The organism is Ruegeria sp. YKSF131 (assembly GCF_059612645.1).
In genome coordinates, this window is the sequence record NZ_JBXWQZ010000049.1 from 1 (window position 1) to 23,274 (window position 23,274).

Sequence of the window (23,274 nt, forward strand, 5' to 3'; positions counted from 1 at the left end):
AACGCGACGCTTGCTTCACCGCAAATCCGCCGCATAATCACATGAACCAGATGAGCCAGACCCTCTCTTAGCTCACGCCGCCATCTGTCCCAAAATCCCTGACGACGGACACTTAGCTATCGACTCCGAAATCCAATGATCCATGCCTATACTCAATGGCGCTGTTCAGCGCCCATCAAGCTCGGGAAAATCGTTTCAAGGCTTGACCTTTTGCGATTGCTTCTATGCAAAGGTGGATATGGTCGGAATGTAAAACCCGGCTTGTCTTGCCTCGCAGTAAATGCACGAGCAGGTCTGCATTGCGCAGACCTTCCCGTGTTGTGAGCTTGCTCATATGCCACAACAAAAAATCCATAAAGATAAACTCTGTTTTTCAAGTCCTAAGTTGAGGTAGCGTCGCTTGTACCGCGAGAGGAAAAAGTTGGTGACAAACAATAGGCCGTTCCCACTAAGTCGAATTGCTCAGCGCATCACTCTGGCGAATATCGCATTCTTAATCTTGGCTTATTTGATGTCGCCAACCAAAGTACAAGCCCAAAGCTCACAGGCCTGCGTGGAATTAGGTTCTCCCCGGATAGAGTACGCTTCTGGATCTGAAAGCACTCGCGTTAATCAAACAATCTCAATGACGGAACGTACGTGTCTCCCGATCCCAAACGGACCCATTACAGGACTTACAATTGGAAACTCCTCAATTACTTCCTCAGGTGAAATTGAGTTGTATGTTCCGGGCCAAAATACCGTTCCAAGCAATGCTTCAGTTTTAACACTTTTGAATGTCGATGTCGCGGCGGGTAGCGGAGACTTTGTCTCCCGGGAAGCGTTGGCAACAAACATCAACGGGAAGCTCAGAGTGAACCTCATTGGAACTTCGATTGGTTCCGGCAGATCAATGACGTTCGCTCCCTTCAACGGCGCGAATATCGACCCCACTGAAGTCTACTTCCAGTCCGACCGCCCGCTAACCTATGACAACCTGACCGTTATGGGAGCCACCGAAGTAGTTTTCGGAGCCTACTATTTTCAGACTCGGGTTGCTGAGGCTTCTGATTTCACACTGACGAATAGTTCGATTTTCTCAACCAGCGATATGGCGATAGCCGCAGGCACGACTGTTCGCCTCGATACCACAAGCAGTTTGAACACCGTAAACTTTGAGAATTTTGGCACGTTGGCCGGAACGGGAAGCGTGAACGCATTCAACTTCACAGTTAAGAACGGAGGGGTGCTTTCGCCGGGCTTTTCAATTGGTACGCTCAACAATAGTGGCGGAATCGCTTTTGAAACTGGGTCAAGACTTTTGAGCGAAGTCGATCCGACGGCCGGTCAGAAAGTCGACTTGGTGTCATCCAGCGGGCCCGTGACAGGGATTAACCGCGCCACCATACAAGTCGAAGCCGCTCGTCCCGGCCTGACTGCGCAGGACTATGCAGCTGGCAACGACTACACGGTTTTTCAAGCCTCGAGTTTCGATGGAAACTCCCCAACTCTTGTTGCCGGAGGATCTTTGCCCGCTCTATCCAGTCTGAGTATCTCAAACACGCCAACCGCAGACGGTAGAATCGACATAACGTTTTCGACTCTCCCCGTCTCGAGTTTACCGCAACATCCATCAGTTGTTGGATCTCCCAATGCAAGCAACCTTGCTGGTGCGGTGGCTAACACCACAAACACGTCACCTGGAACTAATCTGACCAATGGCTCAACCTTGGGTAATACCGTTAACACGCTTACCAATTCAGGTTTGGCTGGGTTTAATCGTGTGCACGCAGAACCCTATTCCTCTAATTTGACCGTGGGGCTGGAGCAACTTGACCTGATAACTAACACAGTGCTGAGCCACGCTGACTGCCGCAAGTATCAAGCAGTTGGCTTCAGCAATGAGGATCAACCCGTTGCAGCAGGCGACATCGACTTGGCCCAGAGCCCGAGCGGCGCAATAGACTGCTCTGATCGGCGCTGGTGGATCGACACGGCCTATGTGAGCGGAGACGTTGATGGAAGTAACGGCCTCGGGACATTCGACTATTCGCTGGGCACCATTTTGGTCGGAGCGGATGTCGCAAGCACCGATAGAGGTGTGGTCGGCGTCTACGCAGGTTTTGGGACATCCTCCATGGATGAACACGATCAAGTCGATCAGGATTTTTCGACCGACAGCTATCATGTGGGCGTCTATGGGCGTACAACAACCGGAACTTGGGAGTTCTCCGGACTGATCGGTTACATGTTCGGTGAAACCGACGCCAAGCGGAATAACCCTTCTGTTGATGGCTTTACGGGAGGCGAGGCAAAGTCTGATTTGGACCAAGAGGGCATCCATGCCGGTATCCAGGCACGGAAGCTGTTTAACCTGGACAGCGGTGCAAGGGTTTCTACGGTTTTTGGAGTGAACTACGGGCGTATTCAACAAGGTTCAGGCACAGAGACCGGCGGTGGTGATTTCAACTACTCGATTGAAAAAGCGAACGCAGAGTCTCTGGTCGCCTCCATTGGAGTTGACTACCAACGGGACTTCTTGACAGAGAGTGGTTTGCTGACCCCAATCGCCTTCGCCCGGTATGAATATGACTTCTTTGCCAACAAGGATAGTGAGCACGGAATCACAGTTTCAAATCCATTGTTCGGAACATTTACACAAGTCGGACAAAATCGAGGAGCAAATGGCTTCGTTCTCGGGCTTGGACTGGGCTATCAGATTTCTGATCTGGCGAGACTAACGGCAGGGTATGGTTATTCAGTTCGTTCCAACGGCCAAGAGCATGGTCTCGGTGCAAACTTAAGCGTTCGGTTCTGATTAGGGTGGACCAACGAAGAGGAGTGGTAAGCTAGCTGCAACAACTTGCGGAAGCTATCGTGGCGGTGTGAGCTTCATTCTCTAGCGATCAAAATTAGGGAATATTAAAAACATAAAGCCGCGATTTCTTGGCGTCGTCTGTCAGGATGTAGAGAAGCCCTTTGGTCTCATCGAGAGCGATTCCTTCGGGATGTTTAACTTCCTTTTGTTTGCCATCTTCTGTGAACGTCAAACTGATAGACTTTATGGACTTGGACTCTGGATTGTAGACGAAGATTTGACGGCCTTTGTCACTTACAATCCAAAGAGAACGTGAAGATGGGGACCATGCCAGGCCGCTCAAATCCAGTTCATCATCATCTACACGCTCGGAGATGAAACCTGCATCGCGGTCTAAAGGAATGATCTCAACAATTTCATCTAGCTCCGGTGATACGACCATTAACAACCTTGGTTGTCCCTCAATGCCAATGAATACTCGCCCGGATTCCGGGTCGACGGCGATGCCCTCAGGTCCCTTGTTCAAAGGGTTACCGACGAGCAATTCAGCGGCGTCCGAGTAGCCTTTGAGAGATGTGAGAGGGATTGTAGTTAGTTGAATGGGGTCAGTCGGGTGAACGACTAGAATTGATCGATCAGTTTCCTGAAGTACTAAAACAGTCCCATCTTTTCGTGATGCGACGCCCTCCAAATCTGATCCTACCAATGCTGGCAACTTGAAAGAGTTTCCTAATACCCCGTCGACTCCGAGTAGGTGCAGTTTAGGTTCGGCATCACTTACAGACCACAAGAAACCTTCAGCGTTAGACATTGTTAAACCGGAAGGTTCCGAAAATCCCTCTGATTTGTCTGCCACCTTGAATTTATCAACCAGAACCAAACCAGCACTTTCGGCGCAGGCAAAATCGGTCCAAGGCAAGAAGGCTGCCGCAACCAAGCTGGCTGCAAAAGCAAGTCGTCTAAGTTTGCAGAAACACCGTGAAATTTCAGCATTTGACAAAAACAATCTGTTTTCTGTCATTGGATTCTCTCGCGCTTGGACCACATCCCTGTATCAGCGTTCGTATCACAGTCCGGATACGATGTCCGAAGAATGCACTGTAATCTCTTTACCTGATCCCGCCTGTTGCGATTGAATTGAATAGTGCACGATGTGCCTTTGGTTAAGCGTAAGCCTTTGGCGTGAGCAGGAAGGAAGACAAGTTGAATACGACCCTCACATTTGTGACCGTGTTGTTGATGCTGCTGTTGCCAGGTGCTGCGGTGTCACAAGTCGACCCTGCGACGATGCTGGCCGGGGCTTCGGGGTCGGAAATCGTTATCGAACGCCGGTGGACGCAGTTTCGTGGCAAACAGGAACTGTATTTCTTCACTCTCGATGTGATCGTCACGATCATTCTGGCTGGTTTGATCGTCTATCATCCTGTGAGGCGGAGAGCCCGCAGAAGTGTCAGCGATATCGTTATGCCGCGACTGTTCTTCCTATACGCGCTTGTCGGCATGGTGGTTGGGTTTCTGGTCGTACAGCACGGATCGATGATTGGGTTCGTGATTTTTGGAATAGGAGCTCTGTTAAGGTTCCGATCAAATATGGATGACCCGGTCGACACGGTTGAAATGATTATAGTGACCGTGCTTGGGCTCGCGGTCGGTTTGGGCTTACCGCTGATGGCCACACTGGTGGCGATTGTGTGTTGGTGTTTCATTTGGCTCGGTGGGCGAAACAAGGGCGTGGGAATTTCGCTCAAGGCTTCAGACGAAGAGCACTCATTGAAAGTCAGCGGGGACATTGAAGCTATGGCCGCAGACGCTGGCTGGAAGTTGGTCAGAAAACACCACGTACCCGGAAAATCTCGCGTTTCTTTGCTTTTCATTACCTCGGGTGGATTGTCGGAAGCTCGGATCGAAGAGATGATAAACGATCTGGTCCCTGAAAAAGTTGAGCTGAAACTCAACCTCTAATCATTTCACAAGGTCTAAGCGTTTCAACACCGCATTCGGGGATCTGATCTCCTTCGGGAGCGACTTGAAGTTTACTGACCTTTCGAAATCAGGCCCTCGATATACTGCTATTCCAAACTCTCCGTTTGGTTGGAACGTAACATGAGTGAAGCTGTGAGGTGATTTGGCATTGTCACCAATAAGCCGTCGCGGGCCACCTCCCAAACAAGCTTGGGAAACATAAGCCACACCGTCTTTCCAGCCTGGGTAGAAGGCATGATGGTGGCCTGACAGATGCAGAACGACACCGCTTTCTAGGTAAATTTTTTCAAGTGTTGGGTCACCGATGATTTCGCGTTCGCGCTGGATCGCGAAGGGCCAGAGTGGGAGGTGACTGAAAGTGACAACCGGATTTCCATTTGCACCCAATTCCCCAAGTCGGTCCTGTTGATCACCGGATAGCGGCCCTAAGGTCGTTGCATCCAGAGATGCAAACGTTACGCCCTGCATCTCAAACGCGTAGAAGAACGGGTAGTCATCCGAAACCAGGAAATCGACGTCTGGTTTTCTTGGTATCCATTCCTCTGCGTATACTTTTCTTTCACGCTCGAACCCACTGTAGGCGGAGGCATCATGGTTTCCAGGCGTGACCGCAAATGGAATTCCGGCAGCCGCTAAAGGATCTGATACGGCCTCGTGAAACGCCTTCCACATCTCTCTGACCTGTTTGTCTGACAAGTTGGGAATGCGCTGTCCCGCGACCATATCGCCCGTCGAAATCACCAAATCGGGATCAATCTCGACTACCCGCTCAATCGCTTTGTCGACGCGGGCATCGTATTTCACCGAACCATAGCTGCCGTTCAGATCCGATATGACGATAACATCCAATGCCGCCGCTTTGCAGGCGATCAGAGCGGTCCAAATGAACGCCGCAAAAAGCGTAGAAAGCCTACGTGTCATTACAATCCACTGTCTCTACCTCGGTGTCGTTTCTCAAAAAGAATGCGACAGGATCCAAGTCGAACATCAAATCACCATTAGAACAATTGTTCTGGAGGATGGACGTTGCCAGCGCGGTATTTTTGACGGCTTGTGCAATCTGACTGTCTGAAAGCCCAAGGCTTAGCGACAGCCAGTCATAAACCGGGCCTTGGGTTTGAAGGTCGCTATTCAATGCAACCAAGCGCCGGTAAGTGCTTGGAGAGAAGTGCCGCATTTTCTCTAGCATATGAGTAGATTTCGCGAAGTTAGCATACTCGACCCGCCCACCAGCATCGTTGTCGTTTAGATTGCTGCGACGGATTAATAATGCCTCGGCGGGAATATCTCCATCATTCGGCTGATGGTGCTTGGCTTTCTTATGCTTCAGCTTTCCGTCTTCGACCCAATACCAATAGGGTGTGAAGTCTATGTTTCCTACGCGGTCCTGCTGGCTAAAGATGAAATCGAGGAGAACAATCTCGGTAAGTTCTTGCATCCAAAATGCCATCTGTTGGTCGCTGACATCGGGACCGAGATCCTTGTTGATCATCCGGTCTTTTCGGCCTTCTCCGACGCCCTCTGCAATGGCCTCAGACAATGGTTTTGAAGAACGCAAAGCCAAGAAAGCGGGGGTTTCCTGAAAATCACGGTTTTGGCCTTTCCCCCAACCAGATTTACGGGTGCCGTTGATTTCCGAGCCGTATCGATGCCCAGGGCTATCAAGCAGTACACCATATATTTGCGTTCGATCCGATGTGAATAGATCATCGGTCGGTTGGTATGAGTTCGGGTCGGCATCCGCAGCTGCGAAGACACGCCAGCCTTCGTGGTTCATGCGCCCGCCATGAGAGCCACCAGAAATCGCAAGACCAGGCTCTGCGACCTCGGAAAAATGCGCCTGGGCGTCCATGCTGCGCCAAACCGCGACTGGAACTTTGACAGTCGTGTCGAAATACCTGGAGAAATGATAGTAAAGCAGCGAAGAAGTGGAAAACGTTCCACTGGTGCCCTTTTGGTTCATGGTGGACTTGAATTTAGCCACCCTGTCTTTGGCCAGATCTTTTGCCAACTTGCCCTCTTTGCAAGCGTTTCTCTCGAATTCAGAACGGTTCCCCATGTAGGGTCCTTCCGAAATATCGTAGACGGCCATTCCTGGGCTGGTGCTCCAGGTTTTTGGGCAAATAGCAATTTCAGAGGCATAGAAATCGATCTCGCAATAGGCTTTTTCTTCCTCAAGATCGCTGTTCTTGTACTCGCCCGTTGGAACTTTTTCGATCCGAATACAACGTTCAGAAACGCCGTTGGGACTATCAAATGTTGTGGCTTCACCGAGAACTTCGTCGTTCGCCCACAAGACAGTGGGTGCGATGAAAGCAAGTGGCCCCAGAAGATTGAACTTCATTTGGATAGTCCTCCCGGTATCATTTAGGGCAAATCGCTGCCTTTTGTTCGGTGGAGATTTTTAACTTTGGGTCGACACTGAAGTTGGAGAATTTTGTGTCAATCCACTTGTCGCATCCGCCTGAACAAGGCGCCCCGTTTCGGGCGTCATTCCAATATTCCTTGGCCCTTTCTTCCGTCCAACCGCAAAACTGAACGAGCGCCATTGCCGACAATGCGCCCGAGGAATGAACGCCCCACATGCAGTGTATCAGGACAGGGCCCTTACCAGGGTTTTCAATCACCTCGTGTATGGACGCCATGACAGCATCGGGTCGGGAGGATCTGGCGCTTTGATAGTCGAAAGATCCGTTTCCGCAACTGGTGCGACCGTATTGAGTGTTTTTGCCGAAGTCCGCATAAAACCCGGTTGAAAACCCCTCATCGCACAGGGTTTCGCGCTGAACGTTACTCAGACCCGTTCGATCCTTGTCACCGCCTTTGAAGCCAGAGCGATACAAAACTCCGCTCAAGACCGGGCGAAAGAAAGCGACGCCATCAACACCTCCGTCGCCACCCTTTGAAAGCATTTGACTGTTGCTTGGGCCACCGTTTCGACTGGTTACGTCAGAATTTGCAGTAGTTGCAAGAACACCAATGAATATCAGTGACGTCAAAAACCGCATGCCAGCTCCTTTCTATTTTTGAGCCTGTTATGCTCAAACTCTTCCCACTTTGTAATCTATTGGAGCGGCTCATTCTCGAGATCCATTTCAAGTGGGTGATAAGCCTTCCGCCATGCAGCGTTAAATTGGCCACACCAGGTTGATGATAAAGACGACCACGAAGTAGGCCAGAAAAACTTTCCAGTTCCATTGGTGTTTGCTTTCTTCGTTGATCACGCCGGACGACTTCAATGCCAGGTTTGTAACAATCAGAGCGACAACGATGACCGCCGCATGTGCCAGATCAAAATGCGTACTAGTGCTCCCTATTGCGGATGTTAGATCGATGAAAATGTGTCAGCAGTCACCTGATGGCAGCATAGCTACATCTGAGTACCTTCCCTCAGATGTTGTGATCCGAGCACATGCACCAGTATCCGTGTTAAACCAGTACGAGGTCAGCCCTTCGCTTCGGATGAGTTCAAATCCGAGACTCTGGATGCCCAATTCAGCCTGTCCCGCTCTTGCCCCTTCAAATGACGAAAGATCGCTAGAGCTGCCCACAGTTGGTGCACTTGCATCCACCGATCCGCCACTCTCATCGCATGCTGCGAGCGCAGCAATACACGCCGTGCCTATCACCAATAGGACCTTGGATTTCATCTTTTCGCTCCTTGCAGTATTGGACTAGAGATCCAGGATTTCTGGTCGATAACCTATTCAATTCCGAAAATTACGTTGTAGTCGACGGAAGAGTTGCTGCGATTGATAACCTCCACAACATGATCACCGGATTGCCAAAGCTGTCCTCGATACTCATTGTCCGCCGACATCAATCCCAACAGTTCAGAATCATCGGGGTTACGAATGACGTAGTCCAAGGAGCCATTTCGCGGAGCAACGCGGACGTAAAGGAACTGTTCGTTCTTTGCACCGAGAAGGTATTGCTGCGACGCTCCGGGCGCGAGTTGGCCAACAAGTTCGGCGCCAGTGGAGCCGGCATCGAATTTGACACGTTGGTTACCGGTAGAGCCGGGGGCACCTGCCATGGCGCCACCGCCATCATCCATCGCCTCGACAACCGACATCTCGCCAATGCTTCCATCCTTGTACGCGATGCAGCGCCAAAGCGTTCCGCCTGCGTCGCGTAGCATGACGAGCGTACCTGCTTCCGAGAACTCTGAGCTTTCTATCGTACCGGATTGACCGTCTGGTCCACCAACCTGCCGCAAATGGTCGATGCAAGCGTCGTCGGCGTCTGACATGGCCAGCGCGGCTGTTCCGCTGATCGCAAGTACAGGAGTGACAAGGTTCATTAGACTACGTTTCATAAGCAGGTCCTCTTTTGGTCCATCCTTGATGTTCTGTTCCTCGTGGGCAGGAACCTTATTTCGCATCCCTCAACTTTGATAGAAACTCATCGCATGCCTGTGCGCTGCCGACGACCTCGTCTATCGTTCCAATTCCTTGCAGTGATGCCATCTCGGAATTTACGCGATTGAGAATCTGATCCGCTTGCTCGGGGATGATCAGGTTCTCTGCTTGTGCTCCTTTCAATGTGGTGCAGACACCGGCGGAAAAGCCTGTCGCAACGCCGACACCCACCGCGGCCCCGCCACCCAGGGTCATCGCCCCAACCACGCCGAGGACGAGCCCGATCACAATACCCAAGATCACTTTTCCCATGTTTTCCAAAATTTTGGTGAAAAAGATTTCAGGCTTCACTATTGGCGCAAACTGCGGGCCCATCTGCAAATCAAGACCAGCGCTAGCAGATTGAGTACTGGTGCAATCGCCGCGAACAACGGTTTGGCTGACTCCGAGACCAAATCCGCCAGAAGTATCCAAGGCAGTCCCAACGGCAGAAGGAACACCCCGGACAAAGGGTCTCTTTCCTGTCCCAACTAGCCAAATGTGCCCGTCAAGAATGCAATCAACGCCAACAGGTAAAGGATCGCGAATACAACGATGGTGGTTCTACAAACCAAGTCGAGCCTCAGCAGATCAAGCCAGTGCTGCGCAGCCGTTTTCGGCTACGCAGCAGACTGGTCACAATGCGCCTTCGTCGCCCAGGAACTCGATACCAGCTGTCGCGCCATCACTGTAAGCAATGCAATTCCAAGGAGCACGATCCTCACCAACGCCTACAGTAACCTGTGTTCCCGCCTCGCTAAAGGCGGATGAGAGCACCACGACTTGCGAATTGTTCGTCGTGTTGGCTACATCTCGCAAACACGCCTGTTGGGCTGGCGTGAGCTCGGCTGACGCGCTTGATGTACTCGTATCGTCGCAGGCCGCAAGCAGTGCGAAACAAGTTGCGCCCGCAATCTTCACCATCTTGTTGGTCATTTTCTTCTCCCTCTGGGTTCGTTGAAATTAATCAAATTGGATGTGCTTGTTTGAAGCTCTCGTATCTGGACAGCCAATGGAACATACCTCGACCCTGTGACTATCTTGCCCAAAACCTGCCGCGGAGGGCTTTTTCGACGGAACGATTTTTCGTTGACTGCCGAGACCGCCAACAACGCGTCATGCCCGAATGGCGCCACTGGAAAAAGCTAAAGCGAACTCTGGAGGGAGGGCTAGTTCGTTAAGTCCAAGCATCGCGTCCTCCCAACGCTCGATCAATGGAGAAGGCCTTCCGACCGCCAGCACTCACTCCAGCAGTCGGAAGGGCTCGGCACAGCGAGCAGCAGCGACCACAACGGAGGTAAAATAAAGTTGTGTCGAATTCGAATGTTTGAATCTTATTCTTCATAAATCAATATTTTTTTTTGTAAACTTCTTTACGCTCTCGTACGATAGGCTTCTGCTTTTAAACAAAAAGGTAGGTGGGAGCACTCATAAGGGAGAATGTGTTCTTTTGGGTCGGCGACGCGTTCTGAGTTCGCACAGAAACTAAGAAAGGATTGAAAATGGGGTTTGTTGAAGCCGTTAAAACGTGTTTCTCGAAATACTTCCAGTTCTCCGGTCGGGCTATACGCTCAGAATACTGGTGGTTCTTCTTGTTTGTGGTTCTCGTGAGTGCTGCTTTAGCTGTGCTGGATACGGTCATATTCGGGACCAACCCCGAAACGGGGCAAGGATCTCGGGTTCTGTCCTTTGTTTTCCAACTTGCAGTTATCATACCTATGCTGGCCGCCGGTTGGCGGAGGCTGCATGATACAGGACGACCTGGCTGGTATTTGCTGCTGCCGATGGCGCTCAGCATTACAACGCTTTTTGTTATGTTGGGTGGGGTGGCGTTCTTCTCGGTGTTGGAGCAAGGGACCGAAAACCCCGATGCATTACGAGGACCCGCCGCAGTCCTGGGCGTAACCGGTATTGTTGTTGTCTCAATTCTTCAATTGGTTCTGTCCATCTTGATGATCTGGTGGCTGACACGACCTTCGGAAGAAGGCGCAAACGAATACGGCGCACCTGTTTACTGATCTGGTGGCCGGGGCGGCGGGCCGGATTCTCTGCTGAATGAAAGTGCGAAACGCAACAAAATGGAGAGAGAAAATGAGTTTCAAGACGATTTCCATTGGAGCGCTAATGATAGTAATAGCAACCACAGCATCGGCGAAGTGGTCGTTCAGTTCCGGGCCCAACCCCAATGCCTTTATTCAGACCGGAAACATGACGCTGGAGCTTCAGTGTAATCGTATCCGCTTTGCTCCGGCTGGATATGAGGATAGCCAGGACATCGTGGAAAAGCAGGGGCTCTCCATTCGTTTTTTGAAGAACGGCACCACCGAGGTTGGTGCATTTCAGGTTGGCGCAGAAAACGCTGCCATGCAGATCGTCGACAACTATCCCGTCGAGGTCAGTTTCAATAGTCAAGAGGACTATGGTTTTGTACTGGACCAGCTTGCGGCCAATGCAACAGTTAATCTGTCGATGATTGATCAAGATGTAAGCTACGGAATCTTTGACTTGAAAGGTTCCGGCGCGGCAATTCGGTCCCTTCGTTCCGCGTGCGATTCAGATACTAGCCAGGGGGGGTCCTACGAAGCACCCGAAGGCATCGTCTATTGTGGTGGTGGAGCGATAAAACGCCAGATCGAATATGTAATTCTGGACAATCCAGAGGGGGAGTGGGACGCGCGAGTAACGGTCAACGGCGAGTCGATCAGAGCCATGACGGCCTACAGTTACTTCGGAAACTCTGTGCCGCCCGCCGGATTTGTCGTCGCCCTGCTTGGGGAGGACAGGTCCGAGTTTCTGATTTTTAGCGAAGGCTCGACAAACTGGCTGGAATATGGGGACTACAGGTATGATCAGTGCAATTGATACCTCCTTCCAACCAGCTTCCCAAATAGCGTGTAAGATGAAATGTTTGGTCGCCGGGATTGTGCTTGCTTCGGGCCTTGTTTGGACCTCACCAGCTGTCGCGGCTGATGTATCGCAACTTCCGCCCGGTTTGCAGGCGAGGGTTGATTTGGCGGCACGAGCCTGCGCGGAGTTCAACGACGGTCAATTTGACATAGCCTGGGGCGCGGTTGAAAGGGTCGATCTCGACGGAGATCTACAACGCGACTGGGTTTTGAATGAGTCTGGTTTTGCGTGTTCGAGCGCCGCATCTCTTTACTGCGGAACTGGCGGATGCATGTCGCACTTCCTGGTTGAAGAGGAGGTTCATTCATTGCTCAATCAAGGCTGGACTGTTGTTGATTTTGGGCGTCAACGCGTTGTCGTGGCAGATATTCATGGATCCAAATGCGACGCAATAAACCCAACGCCTTGCGTCAGCGCTAGTGTTTGGGATGGCGAAGCCAACACTTGGCGCTCGTCTGCTGGCCATTGGGAGTAAGTAACATTTAGGCACCGCAGGTAAGCCTGAGAGTCTGTTTGTTCGATGAGTTCTCTATAGCATGCAAACATATGGGCAAATCGTGCAAAGTTATGCGCAAATACCGCGAAGAGTTATGGGCAAAGTTCCAAGATTTTCTTCAATGAAATCAATGTCGGCAATGTAGCGTTACGAGCGCACCTACACGGTTTGTAGGTGCGCGCATAACACTTCGCACACCCCATAAGTTTGCGTAGTTTGCCCATAGTTTTGCGCTGCGCGATTGTCTGCCTTAGTGATGAATTCAATCAGTTTTTGGCTTAGTCGTTGCGGTAATGGCCCTTTGCGTTGCGCAATCTCGCAAAGGGCCTCCCCAAGGAACCTTGGGTTCCATGCGGCCTTTTTGCTTGGATTCTCGCTAAGGTCTGCGATGCGCAGAAAGCAGACTTTGCAAAGTTTGTCGACGTGTATCTTCCTGACACCAATCTCGCTACCAAGTGCTGCTGCGGCTTCCTCCAATAGCTCATTGAAACAGGCTGTAGGGGCAATCTTGGTACGAGCGGGCAAGCTAAGATTTTGAACGAGTTCTCAGGGGCATGACGGCAACGGCGACTTCGATGCCGTCTGTGATTTCAAAAGCGCCAATGGTCGCCTTGCTTTCTAAAACTGTGATTTCGTGATATCCTGATATCGCCTTGGGGGGCTGTTATGGGCGATTTCTTTTGGATTGGAACAGCAATCGGCGCTGCGATTGGGCTGCTCAATATGTTGTTCATTTTGCGTTCTCGCCTCGGTCAGACCGGGTTAAATCAAGCAAAGACAATTTGGCAAGGCCTGTGGGTATGGGCGCTATGGACTGTGTTCGGTGCCTATGTTCTGGCGCTCTGGCTTGTGAGTGTCGTTCTCTTGGGTTTATCGCGAATTTTGCGACGGGGAACTGAGGCATGAAAGTAGGGGAGGTAAAAACCGCCGCTATCATTGGTGCGGGGGTTTCCGGGCTTGCTACTGCAAAATGCCTGACGAGGGTTGGGATCCACTGCACTGTTTTTGATCGCAATCCGTACCTTGGCGGTGTCTGGGCGGATGGATACCACGATTTTGGCGTTCAGGTGCAAAAGGACCTGTACGAGTTCCCGGATTTTCCGCTTTCCGAAGAAGCGTCTCATTTCACTCCGGGGCCGGTCTTTCGAGAGTATCTGGAGGATTATTGCGATCATTTCCGAATACGAGAGTGCTTACGGTTAGGCACCCGCGTCACCTTGATTGAGCGCAAAACTGACGGGTGGTTACTTGAGGTTAGTGGCTCCGAAGGATCTGAAGATGTTGAAGTCGATCTCGTTGTTGTTGCAACCGGGCTCTATTCAGAGACACCAAATGTCCCGAACATTCCCAAACGTGAAGATTTTGGAGGAGAAGTCCTTCACGCCAGCGAATTTAAAGACATATCGCAACTCAAAGGTCGTCGTGTCGCTGTAATCGGTTACGGAAAAAGTGCCACAGATATAGCGGGTTCGGCTGTGGGTGTCGCGGAAAAGGTTCACCTCGTATTCCGAACCGCACACTGGCCTGTTCCGCGCAAATTGCTGGGTGTTCTTCCTTTCAAATGGGGAATGCTGACACGCCTTGTTGCAGCCCTGATCCCTCCGTATGTGAGACCCAGCCCAATCGTGCGCGCTATCCACTCAATAGGATATCCGTTGCCCTGGCTGTTCTGGCGTATCGTAGAACTGCTGCTCAGTACCCAGCAACGATTGCGAACGCAAATCGCACGTGGTGAGACCCTGATGCCTGAGACGCCTGTTGAATTCGACGCGTTTACGGAAGTAACTATGGTTCCACGTCCTGAGCTCATCGACTTTATCCGATCTGGTAAGATTTCTGCACATCGAACAGGTGTGAGTGCATTCTCTTCCAGCGGAATCGACCTTGCGGATGGGGATTCTCTTGAGGTCGATTGTGTCGTCTTCGGCACGGGCTGGAAGACCGGCTACCCATATCTACCGAAGTCGATACTCAACTCTTTGGATGATGGGCCGGATGGGTTCTATTTATACCGGCATGTCCTACACCCCTCGGTGCCAAACCTTGCATTCGTGGGTCGGGCGTCCTCCTTCATGAGTGTGACGACCTTCGCGCTTCAGGCCAAATGGCTTGCGGAAGTCGTTGCAGGTCGTGTGCTCCTACCGGATGCTGAGGCCATGCAAAGCGATATCGATGCGCTAAAGTCCTGGAAACAATCATGGATGCCAGAAGGGCCGGGACGTTCCGCCACACTTCTGCTTCACATGTTCCACTATCACGATGAACTCCTACTCGACATGAGTGTAGACCCACTTCGCAAACGCGGTATCCTGGCGCCGATTTCTGAACTGATTGTGCCTTATCGTGCGGCCGACTTTCGAGACGTAGCCTAAGCGATTTGTACGAGAAGCCCCTAATATCCTTGTGACACTTCTTTAAAATGGATGCGCGGGAGGGTTTTTGTTTGGAACGACACCTAGCGGCAATACTCGCAGCTGACATTGTTGACTATAGCGCGCTGTCAGTACTGACGAGCAAGCCACTTTGCACGCTAACAAGGGTCACTTTAGAGCGCTGGAGCCGCATATCGGATTGAATGGCGGGCGCCTGTTCAAAAAGACCGGTGACGGTTTTTTGCATAGTTTTCTTCGGTTTTGGATGCGGTGGCGTGTGCGGAAACGATGCAGCGTCAGATGGTTGAGCGGAACGCGGCACGCGGGCAAATCCCGGAGGTTCAATTTCGTATGGGAATTCACGCGGGTGATGTTTTTGATGACAACGGTGATGTTCTTGGTGACGGCGTCAACATCGCGGCCCGGCTGGAAGGTCTGGCTCCTCCCGTAGGCATTATCGTTTCAATGGGGGTATACGAAGACGTCATAGGTAAGGTGGATATTGCGTTCGCAGAAATAGGATCGCAATACCTGAAGAATATCGCGCGCACTGTGACAGCCTACTCTGTTCAGACTTCATTCGTCACCACGCGCCCAGCAGCTCAATCTCGCCCTGACAAACCTCCAGTGGCCGTATTGGCGTTTGAAAATCTGCCGTCTGACGCAGAGCAGGACTATTTCGCAGAAGGTATTACCGAAGACATTATTACCAGCTTGTCCAGAGTGCCCTGGACATTCGTAGTCGCCCGAAACTCTTCTTTTTCTTACAAAGGGCTTTCTGTTGATGTGCGTCGTATAGGCCGTGAACTTGGTGTCCGCCACGTGCTGGAGGGTTCTGATTGTGGAGTTGGTAACCGGTTGGGTGTGACTGGAAAGCTGATTGGCGCGCAAACCGGATCGCATGACTGGGCGGATCGATACGATGGCAAGCGCGACGATGTTTTTGACCTCCAGGGTCAAATTTCTGAGAACGTTGTAGCTTCAATTGCACCAAGCATAAGACAGGTTAAGATCGATCTCGTTCTGCCCACAAGCGCCCGTATATGCTAGGAGCATATGATCACTTCCTGCGAGCACAGGCAGCGACCTACAGGTTCAGCTCCACTGAGGCGGACGACCATGAGAACGGCGGTGAGAAAGCCTGCCACAGTAGCGGCGGGATGACCCTGCTGCGGGCGCGAATAAGTCGTCCAGCTTTGCCCTTTCTTTTGACGGAGGGAGGGAGGATCTTCACCGTGGATTTGTATCGTAAAGTTCGTTTGCCGTGTGCTGAGGGCATGAGTCAGCGATAAGCGGCTTCGGATGGCAAATATGCCAAGGGCCACCTTTGGCTGGAAGCACCCGGAGATTTGCCACCTTTTGAAGATGCGGTCTGGTTGCAGGGGCATGATGGTCAGTCAATCGGTATTTTCCCCTCTCATGATATGGTGATTGTGCGATTGGGATTGACGCCGTCCCGGCTGGGTTACTCATCCTTGCCGCTGGCCAAGGAACTGATTTCCGCATCCGGAAGCTAGCGTGCCAGGGTGCAAAAACCTGTTGGCCGCGACAGACAGATCACGCCTGACTGGCAAGTATTTTGACAAATACATCCTCGATCAGGACACAGGGTCGCAGGAGAGTGTCTTGCAAGTTGTAGGCATTTAGTATACCGCGGCATACAAAATTAAGGCGCTGGTTTGTTACCCGCCAGCGCACCAGCTAAATGGTCGGAACCGTCATGAGCCTATATACAGAATACCTGAACGAGATTGAGACGCGCAAAGAGCAAGGTTTGCACCCCAAACCCATTGAAGACGGTGTGCTGCTTCAGGAAATCATCGAGCAAATCAAGGATCTCGACAACGTTCACCGCGCCGAGTCTTTGACCTATTTCATCTATAACACGCTGCCGGGGACAACCAGCGCAGCTGGTGAAAAGGCACAGTTCCTGAAAGAGATCGTATTGGGTGAAGCCTCGGTCGAAGAAATCTCGCAGGCCTTCGCGTTCGAGCTGCTGTCACATATGAAAGGCGGCCCCTCGGTCGAGGTTCTGCTGGATCTGGCGCTGGGCGATGATGCGTCGATCGCAAATCAGGCGGCAGAGGTGCTGAAAACGCAGGTGTTCCTGTATGATGCGGATACCCAGCGCCTCAAGTCTGCTTTTGAGGCCGGAAACGCGATCGCAAAGGACATTCTGGAAAGCTATGCCAAGGCCGAGTTCTTTACCCGGCTGCCTGACATCGAAGAGGAAATCAAGGTTGTGACCTATGTCGCGGCCGAAGGAGACATTTCCACCGACCTTCTGTCGCCCGGCAATCAGGCGCATTCTCGTGCGGATCGGGAATTGCATGGCAAATGCATGATCACACCGGCGGCGCAGGCCGAGATTCAGGATTTGCAGAAACAACACCCGGACAAACGCGTCATGCTGGTCGCCGAAAAAGGGACCATGGGCGTCGGGTCGTCGCGCATGTCCGGTGTCAACAACGTTGCCTTGTGGACCGGAACGCAAGCCAGCCCTTATGTTCCTTTTGTGAACATCGCACCAGTTGTCGCGGGAACAAACGGAATCTCACCGATCTTCCTGACCACAGTTGGTGTGACCGGAGGTATCGGCATTGACCTGAAGAACTGGGTCAAAAAGCTGGATGACGACGGCAACCCGATTCTGAACAACGACGAAAGCCCTGTCCTTGAACAGAAATACTCGGTCGAGACCGGAACCGTTCTGACCATCAATACAAAGGACAAGAAGCTTTACAACGAAGCAGGCAATAAAGAGCTTGTCGATGTATCGTCGTCCTTCACGCCGCAAAAGGTCGAATTCATCAAGGCTGGCGGCTCTTACGCGATTGTCTTTGGGAAGAAGCTGCAGACATTTGCGGCAGAAACCCTTGGCGTTGCGCTGGAATCTGCATTTGCTCCGTCCAAGGAAATCTCGCACGAGGGTCAGGGCCTGACAGCTGTCGAGAAGATCTTCAACAAAAACGCGGTTGGCGTGGCTGACGGAAAGGTTCTGCACGCGGGTTCGGACGCTCGGGTTAAGGTCAATATCGTTGGGTCGCAAGACACCACTGGCCTGATGACCGCGCAGGAGCTGGAAGCTATGGCGGCAACAGTGATCTCGCCCATCGTTGATGGCGCATATCAGTCCGGGTGCCACACAGCGTCGGTTTGGGACGCAAAGGCGCAGGCGAACATTCCCAAACTGATGAAATTCATGAACAACTTTGGCCTGATCACTGCGCGTGATCCCAAGGGTGTTTACCATTCGATGACAGACGTAATCCACAAGGTGCTGAACGACATCACCGTGGACGACTGGGCCATCATCATTGGCGGCGACTCGCACACCCGCATGTCCAAGGGCGTAGCGTTTGGCGCGGATTCGGGCACCGTTGCGCTGGCGCTGGCCACCGGTGAAGCCACAATGCCGATCCCTGAATCGGTTAAGGTGACCTTCAAAGGCCAGATGGCAGACCATATGGATTTCCGCGATGTGGTTCACGCCACCCAGTCGCAGATGTTGAAGACATTCGGTGACAACGTCTTCCAGGGCCGGATCATCGAAGTTCATATCGGCACCTTGCTGGCGGATCAGGCGTTCACCTTTACCGACTGGACGGCCGAGATGAAGGCCAAGGCGTCGATCTGTATTTCCGAAGATGACACGCTGATTGAATCTCTGGAAATCGCCAAAGGCCGCATCCAGATCATGATCGACAAGGGTATGGAAAACGAAGCCCAGACGCTGCAAGGTCTGATCGACAAGGCGAATGCGCGGATCGCGGAAATCAGGTCGGGTGAAAAGCCGGCCCTGAAACCTGATGAAAACGCCAAGTATTTTGCCGAACTCGTCGTTGATCTGGATGAGATCGACGAACCGATGATAGCCGATCCTGACGTGAACAATGCTGACGTATCAAAGCGTTACACCCACGACACGATCCGCCCGGTTTCCTACTACAAGGGTGAAAAGAAGGTCGATCTGGGCTTTGTCGGGTCGTGCATGGTGCACAAGGGCGATCTGATTATCGTCTCGCAGATGCTTAAGAACCTTGAAGAGGAACAGGGCACTGTCGAGTTCAAGGCCCCGCTGGTTGTTGCGGCACCGACCTACAACATCATTGATGAGCTGAAAGAAGAAGGCGAGTGGAGCATTCTCCAGAAATACTCGGGCTTTGAATTCGATGATCTGTTCCCGAAAAACAAGGCACGTACGGAGTATGAAAATATCCTGTACCTTGAGCGGCCCGGCTGTAACCTTTGCATGGGGAACCAGGAAAAGGCTGCAAAAGGCGATACCGTTCTGGCGACATCCACGCGCCTGTTCCAGGGTCGTGTTGTTGAAGACTCGGATGAGAAAAAGGGTGAGTCCCTGCTGGCGTCGACACCGGTTGTCGTACTCTCGGCCATATTGGGCCGGACCCCAACCGCCGAGGAATACAAGTCGGCGGTAAAGGGGATCGACTTGACCAAGTTTGCACCGCCGATGGAAAAACCCGCGACCGCGAAATCGGCTCACTTCTGAAGACGTTTTGAACCTTGTAAGCCCGGCCGCCAATAAGCGGTGGCCGGGCTTTTCCAACTGAATGACACTCCCAGCCTTTCGACACCTCGTCTTAGCAAGGATGGGTTATGCACCTGACACATCCGCTCAGGTTCCGTTTCGTCGGACCCTGTCAAAGAATGGGTAAAGGGCCGCGGGTCTTGGTCTGGCGAAGCACAAAGTTGCTGCGGGTGTCGCGGACAAGTCCCGATTTCAACAAGCGCTGCATGATGAAGACTTCAAGATCCTCGGGGGTTTTGGCGTAGACCTTCAGGATAAAGTCGTGATCCCCGGTGATCGAGGCGCACTCCACGATTTGCGGCTCGGTCTCGACCAGACGAAGAAACGCCGAGATGCTGTTTTCCTGATGGTCTTTCAGTGCAACGTGGACATAGGCGATGGCATTCAAGCCTACAGCCTTGGCAGAGACCTGGGCGCGATACCCTGAAACCACCCCGGACGACTCGAGGTCACGGACGCGGCGCCAACATTGCGAAGCCGACAACCCGGTCCGGTCGGCCAGTTCCTGCATGGACAGGCGTCCACTGGCCTGAAGCTCTCGCAAAATATCAATGTCGGCAGGGTGAAGCATTTGGCCCGCAAATGGCAGTATCTCGGAACGTTTCGTTCATAATACGGACGATGCACAGAATATCAAAACAAATTCTCCATGAGAGTTGAGGTATCCTGATCTCATGCAGGAGGATGCTGATGCCCAAATCGACCAAATATGTCGCCAAACTCGCGGATGAATATGGCCACATTACCTACACAGACGAAGAGAATGCGGTCTGGGCTGATCTTTACGCGGCACAGGAAGAAAACGTACGGCGCTATATGGCGCCGGAATACCTAAGCGGTTTGGCGCGGCTGGACCTACCGAAGACAAAAGTGCCTTCTTGTGCAGATATTTCTAAACGGCTGCTGGACCTGACCGGTTGGCGGGTGCAGCCGGTTCCGGCGCTGATCGGATTCAAGACGTTTTTCGGGATGCTGGCGGATCGGGTTTTTCCGGCCGCCTCTTTCATCCGCTCCCGGGAAGATTTCGACTATATCGAAGAGCCGGATATTTTTCACGAGATATTCGGACATACCCCGTTGTTAAGTGATCCGCGTTTTGCCGCGTTCAGCCACGCCATCGGGCTAGCCGGAAAGCAGGCAGATGACGCGGATTATGCTTGGTTGATCAGGCTCTACTGGTTTTCGATCGAGTTTGGCCTGCGCCGCCAGAACGGTCAGATCAAGGCGCTGGGTTCAGGGTTGGCGTCGTCGCCGACAGAACTGGTCTATGCCGTGACCAGCGACATACCCGATCGTGACCCATTTGACGTTCTTACGATTCTGCGAACACCCTACCGGATCGACATGCACCAGATGGGGTATTTTGTTCTGGATGACCCTGAAGAGTTGTTTGAGGCCGCCGAACGGGACCTGCTGGCAGATGTTCGTCGTGCGCGCCGCCTCGGGCTGTTGCCGAACAAGTTTCCCGAAAAGGTAACCGCCGCCCAGTAGCGGGGGCTGCGTCTTTTCAAGGGTCAAGGTTTTTGTACATATAGGTTGTGGGCTCGAATTTTGGTTCAAATGGGTTCCGGCAGTAATTCGGTATTTCCCCCGCGATCTGAAACCCGAGGCTTTGATAAAGCAGCCGCGAGGGATCGGTGCTGCGCGTATCAAGTACTAGCACCGTGCGCCCCACCTCTCGCGCCCGAAGAACAAGCGCATTCATCAGGGATCGGCCTAACCCCCGCCGTCTGGCGTTGGGGTGGACCAGAAGTTTCGCCACGTCGGCGCGGTGGGGTTGGTTGGGCATTGCCGCCGGGATCAGTTGGACGGTGCCTGCAATGCGGGGACCGTCATTCGAAACGAACAAGTCCAGTTTACCTGACCTAAGACCGGGCTGTACGTATTGTTGCCAGTACGCACGCGCATCATTCAGGGTAAACGGAAGTATGAAACCTATGCTGGCCCCATCGTGAACACAGGCATGCAGGATTTCTGCCAGGTCGTCCAGCGCCGCGTCAAAATCGTTATCGGTCAGGCGCGTGATCATATAAGCACCAGCAGGTAACGTGCGCCACGCGACGCCCCTGTTTCAAACCGGGTCGGTCCTGACAGATGATAGCGCAGGCAATCTCCGGCGTTCAGCGCGTGGGGTGTTCCATCGACCGTCAGGGTAAGCGCTCCGTCCACTAAGATCAGATGATGCTCTTGCCCCGATTTAGTTGGCACTTCGTAGGTAATGACCCTGTCCCGGGGAAGGTGGCATTCCAGAACCTCGGCGTTCAATCCATTTGCGGGTGGTGAAACAGCACGGCGGGTGAAGCCGGTTTCAGGGTCGCGCCACTCGGTCTGGTGTTCGAATGGAACCTTGGGGTCAAAGCTGTCTTCAACCATCATCAGCAGGCGTGAGATCGGCAGATCGTATGCAGCACACAGACGGCCTAGGTTGTCGGCTGTTGGGCTGACATCCCCTTTTTCCATACGGGACAAGGTGGCGCGGCTGATCCTGCTGCGTTCGGCAAGGTAATCCAAAGACCAACCGCGCCCGCGGCGCAGCTCGCTCAGGCGATTGGCAAGGCGGTTTGACAGGGTGTCAGGCATTACACCATCGTGAAAAAATTTCTCATATATGAGAAAGTACACTAACAAATATCACATATCAACGAAAAAGGATGCGAACAATCCGCATCCTTTTCAATAAGTCAGCGCTAAGAAAGATTACTTCCAGCCAACTTCGTTAAAGATCTTCTGCGCTTCGGGGATGTTCTTTGCAACGTCTGAAAGGTTCACGTCGTCGGCCTTGAATTCACCCAGCGCCTTGACCGACTCGGCCAGTTCGACATTTGGAACAGCCGGGAACTCGTCATTGCCCGCCGAGAAGTATTTCTGCGCCTGATCGCTGGCCAGATACTCAAGGAACAGGATCGCGTTTTCCTTGTTGGGTGCGTGCGCGGCGACCCCACCACCGGATAGATTCATATGCGCGCCATAGCTGTCCTGGTTCGGGAAGACCCAGTCGATCATGTCGCGGTCTGAGGACAAGCCTTTGACGTCTGTGCGAATGGAACGCGCGAAATAGTAGGTGTTCGAAACCGCGATTTCACACTCGCCCGAAACGATGCCGCGCAACTGGTCGGTGTCACCGCCCTGCGGGTCACGCGCCATGTTGGCGACAACACCCTCGGCCCAGGACTTGGCGGCCTCAGTGCCTTCGTGTGTGATGATCGACGCCAGCAGGGTCTGGTTGTAGGTGTTGGTCGAAGACCGGATACAAACCATTCCCTTGTATTCCGGTTTGGCCAGATCAGCGTAGGTGGCCGGCGGGTTGGTCACGTTTTCCTTGTCGAAAAAGATGATCCGACCGCGTTGCGAGAAACCAAACCACTGATTGTCGCTGTCCTGCAGGTTGGCTGGAATGCGCTCTTCCAGTTTTGCGCTGTCGATCGATTGCAGGATACCTGCGTTCTTGGCTCGTGCCAGGCGCGACGTGTCCACGGTCAGCATCACGTCGGCAGGTGAGTTTGCGCCTTCCGCTTCCATCCGGGCAATCAGTTCATCCGCTTTGCCTTCGATCCTGTTAATCTTGATGCCAGTTGCGTCTTCAAAGTCGGTATACAGCCGTTCGTCGGTGTCATAGTGGCGCGACGAATAAAGGTTCAGCTCGCCTTCGGCGGCGGCAGATGTTGCGATCAGAGCCGACAGCGCGGCGGCCAGGCAGGTCGTGGATTTCAGCATAGTGTGCCTCAACAATTGAATTTCGGGCCGGTCATTAATCCGACTGATTTTCT

Annotated in this window: 21 protein-coding genes; 11 read left to right on the forward strand and 10 right to left on the reverse strand. The window is 52.6% G+C overall.

Going from position 1 to position 23,274, the window contains the following annotated elements:
* Positions 1-625 precede the first annotated feature (625 nt).
* Positions 626-2,797 carry an autotransporter family protein gene (locus AC2FLZ_RS16010; protein ID WP_496882408.1) on the forward strand — a complete coding sequence of 724 codons (2,172 nt, stop codon included), beginning with the start codon at positions 626-628 and terminating at the stop codon, positions 2,795-2,797.
* Positions 2,798-2,891: 94 nt separating this feature from the next.
* Here AC2FLZ_RS16010 and AC2FLZ_RS16015 read toward each other — a convergent pair whose 3' ends face one another.
* On the reverse strand, positions 2,892-3,818 hold the full coding sequence (locus AC2FLZ_RS16015) for an SdiA-regulated domain-containing protein (RefSeq protein ID WP_496808987.1): 927 nt from the start codon (positions 3,816-3,818) through the stop codon (positions 2,892-2,894).
* A 182-nt stretch (positions 3,819-4,000) separates the two neighbouring features.
* On the opposite strand from AC2FLZ_RS16015, the gene AC2FLZ_RS16020 reads away from it, so the two are divergent.
* Positions 4,001-4,759, forward strand: a complete 759-nt coding sequence (locus tag AC2FLZ_RS16020; protein ID WP_496882409.1) for a hypothetical protein — start codon at positions 4,001-4,003, stop codon at positions 4,757-4,759.
* On the opposite strand, the gene AC2FLZ_RS16025 is transcribed toward AC2FLZ_RS16020, so the two are convergent.
* From AC2FLZ_RS16025 to AC2FLZ_RS16045, 5 genes are all read right to left on the reverse strand, one after another.
* Positions 4,760-5,629 (reverse strand): metallophosphoesterase family protein, encoded by an 870-nt coding sequence (locus AC2FLZ_RS16025; RefSeq protein ID WP_480521208.1) that lies wholly within the window; start codon positions 5,627-5,629, stop codon positions 4,760-4,762.
* Between the two features lie 61 nt (positions 5,630-5,690).
* Entirely contained in the window at positions 5,691-7,124 is a 1,434-nt protein-coding gene (locus AC2FLZ_RS16030; protein WP_480555941.1) for a hypothetical protein, read from the reverse strand.
* A gap of 1,359 nt (positions 7,125-8,483) precedes the next feature.
* Positions 8,484-9,098, reverse strand: coding sequence for a hypothetical protein (locus AC2FLZ_RS16035; protein ID WP_480521204.1), 615 nt, complete (start codon positions 9,096-9,098; stop codon positions 8,484-8,486).
* 55 nt (positions 9,099-9,153) lie between these two features.
* The gene (locus AC2FLZ_RS16040) at positions 9,154-9,615 is read right to left on the reverse strand and encodes a hypothetical protein (protein ID WP_496882410.1); all 462 of its coding nucleotides are present in this window, start codon (positions 9,613-9,615) and stop codon (positions 9,154-9,156) included.
* 201 nt (positions 9,616-9,816) lie between these two features.
* Positions 9,817-10,116, reverse strand: a complete 300-nt coding sequence (locus AC2FLZ_RS16045) for a hypothetical protein (protein ID WP_480521200.1) — start codon at positions 10,114-10,116, stop codon at positions 9,817-9,819.
* Between the two features lie 566 nt (positions 10,117-10,682).
* Here AC2FLZ_RS16045 and AC2FLZ_RS16050 point away from each other — a divergent pair.
* From AC2FLZ_RS16050 to AC2FLZ_RS16085, 8 genes are all read left to right on the forward strand, one after another.
* Positions 10,683-11,198, forward strand: coding sequence for a DUF805 domain-containing protein (locus tag AC2FLZ_RS16050; RefSeq protein ID WP_480555939.1), 516 nt, complete (start codon positions 10,683-10,685; stop codon positions 11,196-11,198).
* 73 nt (positions 11,199-11,271) lie between these two features.
* Complete coding sequence (locus tag AC2FLZ_RS16055) at positions 11,272-12,042, forward strand: hypothetical protein (protein ID WP_480555938.1); 771 nt, start codon at positions 11,272-11,274, stop codon at positions 12,040-12,042.
* On the forward strand, positions 12,026-12,562 hold the full coding sequence (locus AC2FLZ_RS16060; protein WP_480521194.1) for a hypothetical protein: 537 nt from the start codon (positions 12,026-12,028) through the stop codon (positions 12,560-12,562). The genes AC2FLZ_RS16055 and AC2FLZ_RS16060 overlap by 17 nt, the downstream gene beginning before the upstream one ends.
* Positions 12,563-13,249: 687 nt before the next feature.
* Positions 13,250-13,489 (forward strand): hypothetical protein, encoded by a 240-nt coding sequence (locus AC2FLZ_RS16065; protein ID WP_496882411.1) that lies wholly within the window; start codon positions 13,250-13,252, stop codon positions 13,487-13,489.
* Positions 13,486-14,955, forward strand: a complete 1,470-nt coding sequence (locus AC2FLZ_RS16070; RefSeq protein ID WP_480521191.1) for a flavin-containing monooxygenase — start codon at positions 13,486-13,488, stop codon at positions 14,953-14,955. The genes AC2FLZ_RS16065 and AC2FLZ_RS16070 overlap by 4 nt, the downstream gene beginning before the upstream one ends.
* A gap of 300 nt (positions 14,956-15,255) precedes the next feature.
* Positions 15,256-16,005: an adenylate/guanylate cyclase domain-containing protein gene (locus AC2FLZ_RS16075; RefSeq protein WP_496882412.1), complete on the forward strand. Its 750-nt coding sequence runs from the start codon at positions 15,256-15,258 to the stop codon at positions 16,003-16,005.
* A gap of 299 nt (positions 16,006-16,304) precedes the next feature.
* The gene (locus AC2FLZ_RS16080) at positions 16,305-16,472 is read left to right on the forward strand and encodes an SH3 domain-containing protein (RefSeq protein WP_496882413.1); all 168 of its coding nucleotides are present in this window, start codon (positions 16,305-16,307) and stop codon (positions 16,470-16,472) included.
* A gap of 203 nt (positions 16,473-16,675) precedes the next feature.
* Entirely contained in the window at positions 16,676-19,468 is a 2,793-nt protein-coding gene (locus AC2FLZ_RS16085) for a bifunctional aconitate hydratase 2/2-methylisocitrate dehydratase (protein ID WP_496882414.1), read from the forward strand.
* A gap of 151 nt (positions 19,469-19,619) precedes the next feature.
* Here AC2FLZ_RS16085 and AC2FLZ_RS16090 read toward each other — a convergent pair whose 3' ends face one another.
* Positions 19,620-20,078: an Lrp/AsnC family transcriptional regulator gene (locus AC2FLZ_RS16090; RefSeq protein WP_480494575.1), complete on the reverse strand. Its 459-nt coding sequence runs from the start codon at positions 20,076-20,078 to the stop codon at positions 19,620-19,622.
* A 119-nt stretch (positions 20,079-20,197) separates the two neighbouring features.
* On the opposite strand from AC2FLZ_RS16090, the gene AC2FLZ_RS16095 reads away from it, so the two are divergent.
* Complete coding sequence (locus AC2FLZ_RS16095; RefSeq protein ID WP_480521185.1) at positions 20,198-20,998, forward strand: phenylalanine 4-monooxygenase; 801 nt, start codon at positions 20,198-20,200, stop codon at positions 20,996-20,998.
* Positions 20,999-21,014: 16 nt separating this feature from the next.
* Here the strand turns inward: AC2FLZ_RS16095 and AC2FLZ_RS16100 are convergent, their stop codons facing one another.
* The 3 genes from AC2FLZ_RS16100 to AC2FLZ_RS16110 all read right to left on the reverse strand — a co-directional run bounded on the left by AC2FLZ_RS16100 (position 21,015) and on the right by AC2FLZ_RS16110 (position 23,221).
* The gene (locus AC2FLZ_RS16100) at positions 21,015-21,536 is read right to left on the reverse strand and encodes a GNAT family N-acetyltransferase (protein ID WP_480521183.1); all 522 of its coding nucleotides are present in this window, start codon (positions 21,534-21,536) and stop codon (positions 21,015-21,017) included.
* Complete coding sequence (locus tag AC2FLZ_RS16105; RefSeq protein WP_480521181.1) at positions 21,533-22,087, reverse strand: helix-turn-helix domain-containing protein; 555 nt, start codon at positions 22,085-22,087, stop codon at positions 21,533-21,535. The genes AC2FLZ_RS16100 and AC2FLZ_RS16105 overlap by 4 nt, the downstream gene beginning before the upstream one ends.
* Positions 22,088-22,204: 117 nt before the next feature.
* Positions 22,205-23,221: a Fe(3+) ABC transporter substrate-binding protein gene (locus AC2FLZ_RS16110; protein ID WP_480521179.1), complete on the reverse strand. Its 1,017-nt coding sequence runs from the start codon at positions 23,219-23,221 to the stop codon at positions 22,205-22,207.
* Positions 23,222-23,274: the final 53 nt, after the last annotated feature.

Bases quoted from the DNA above. Each gene is read 5' to 3' on its own strand.
- AC2FLZ_RS16050 (WP_480555939.1), top strand. From the start codon at position 10,683: ATGGGGTTTGTTGAAGCCGTTAAAACGTGTTTCTCGAAATACTTCCAG.
- AC2FLZ_RS16060 (WP_480521194.1), top strand. From the start codon at position 12,026: ATGATCAGTGCAATTGATACCTCCTTCCAACCAGCTTCCCAAATAGCG.
- AC2FLZ_RS16035 (WP_480521204.1), bottom strand. From the start codon at position 9,098: ATGAAACGTAGTCTAATGAACCTTGTCACTCCTGTACTTGCGATCAGC.
- AC2FLZ_RS16070 (WP_480521191.1), top strand. From the start codon at position 13,486: ATGAAAGTAGGGGAGGTAAAAACCGCCGCTATCATTGGTGCGGGGGTT.
- AC2FLZ_RS16015 (WP_496808987.1), bottom strand. From the start codon at position 3,818: ATGACAGAAAACAGATTGTTTTTGTCAAATGCTGAAATTTCACGGTGT.
- AC2FLZ_RS16045 (WP_480521200.1), bottom strand. From the start codon at position 10,116: ATGACCAACAAGATGGTGAAGATTGCGGGCGCAACTTGTTTCGCACTG.
- AC2FLZ_RS16110 (WP_480521179.1), bottom strand. From the start codon at position 23,221: ATGCTGAAATCCACGACCTGCCTGGCCGCCGCGCTGTCGGCTCTGATC.
- AC2FLZ_RS16095 (WP_480521185.1), top strand. From the start codon at position 20,198: ATGCCCAAATCGACCAAATATGTCGCCAAACTCGCGGATGAATATGGC.
- AC2FLZ_RS16085 (WP_496882414.1), top strand. From the start codon at position 16,676: ATGAGCCTATATACAGAATACCTGAACGAGATTGAGACGCGCAAAGAG.
- AC2FLZ_RS16090 (WP_480494575.1), bottom strand. From the start codon at position 20,078: ATGCTTCACCCTGCCGACATTGATATTTTGCGAGAGCTTCAGGCCAGT.
- AC2FLZ_RS16010 (WP_496882408.1), top strand. From the start codon at position 626: ATGACGGAACGTACGTGTCTCCCGATCCCAAACGGACCCATTACAGGA.
- AC2FLZ_RS16075 (WP_496882412.1), top strand. From the start codon at position 15,256: ATGGTTGAGCGGAACGCGGCACGCGGGCAAATCCCGGAGGTTCAATTT.
- AC2FLZ_RS16055 (WP_480555938.1), top strand. From the start codon at position 11,272: ATGAGTTTCAAGACGATTTCCATTGGAGCGCTAATGATAGTAATAGCA.
- AC2FLZ_RS16065 (WP_496882411.1), top strand. From the start codon at position 13,250: ATGGGCGATTTCTTTTGGATTGGAACAGCAATCGGCGCTGCGATTGGG.
- AC2FLZ_RS16030 (WP_480555941.1), bottom strand. From the start codon at position 7,124: ATGAAGTTCAATCTTCTGGGGCCACTTGCTTTCATCGCACCCACTGTC.
- AC2FLZ_RS16100 (WP_480521183.1), bottom strand. From the start codon at position 21,536: ATGATCACGCGCCTGACCGATAACGATTTTGACGCGGCGCTGGACGAC.
- AC2FLZ_RS16105 (WP_480521181.1), bottom strand. From the start codon at position 22,087: ATGCCTGACACCCTGTCAAACCGCCTTGCCAATCGCCTGAGCGAGCTG.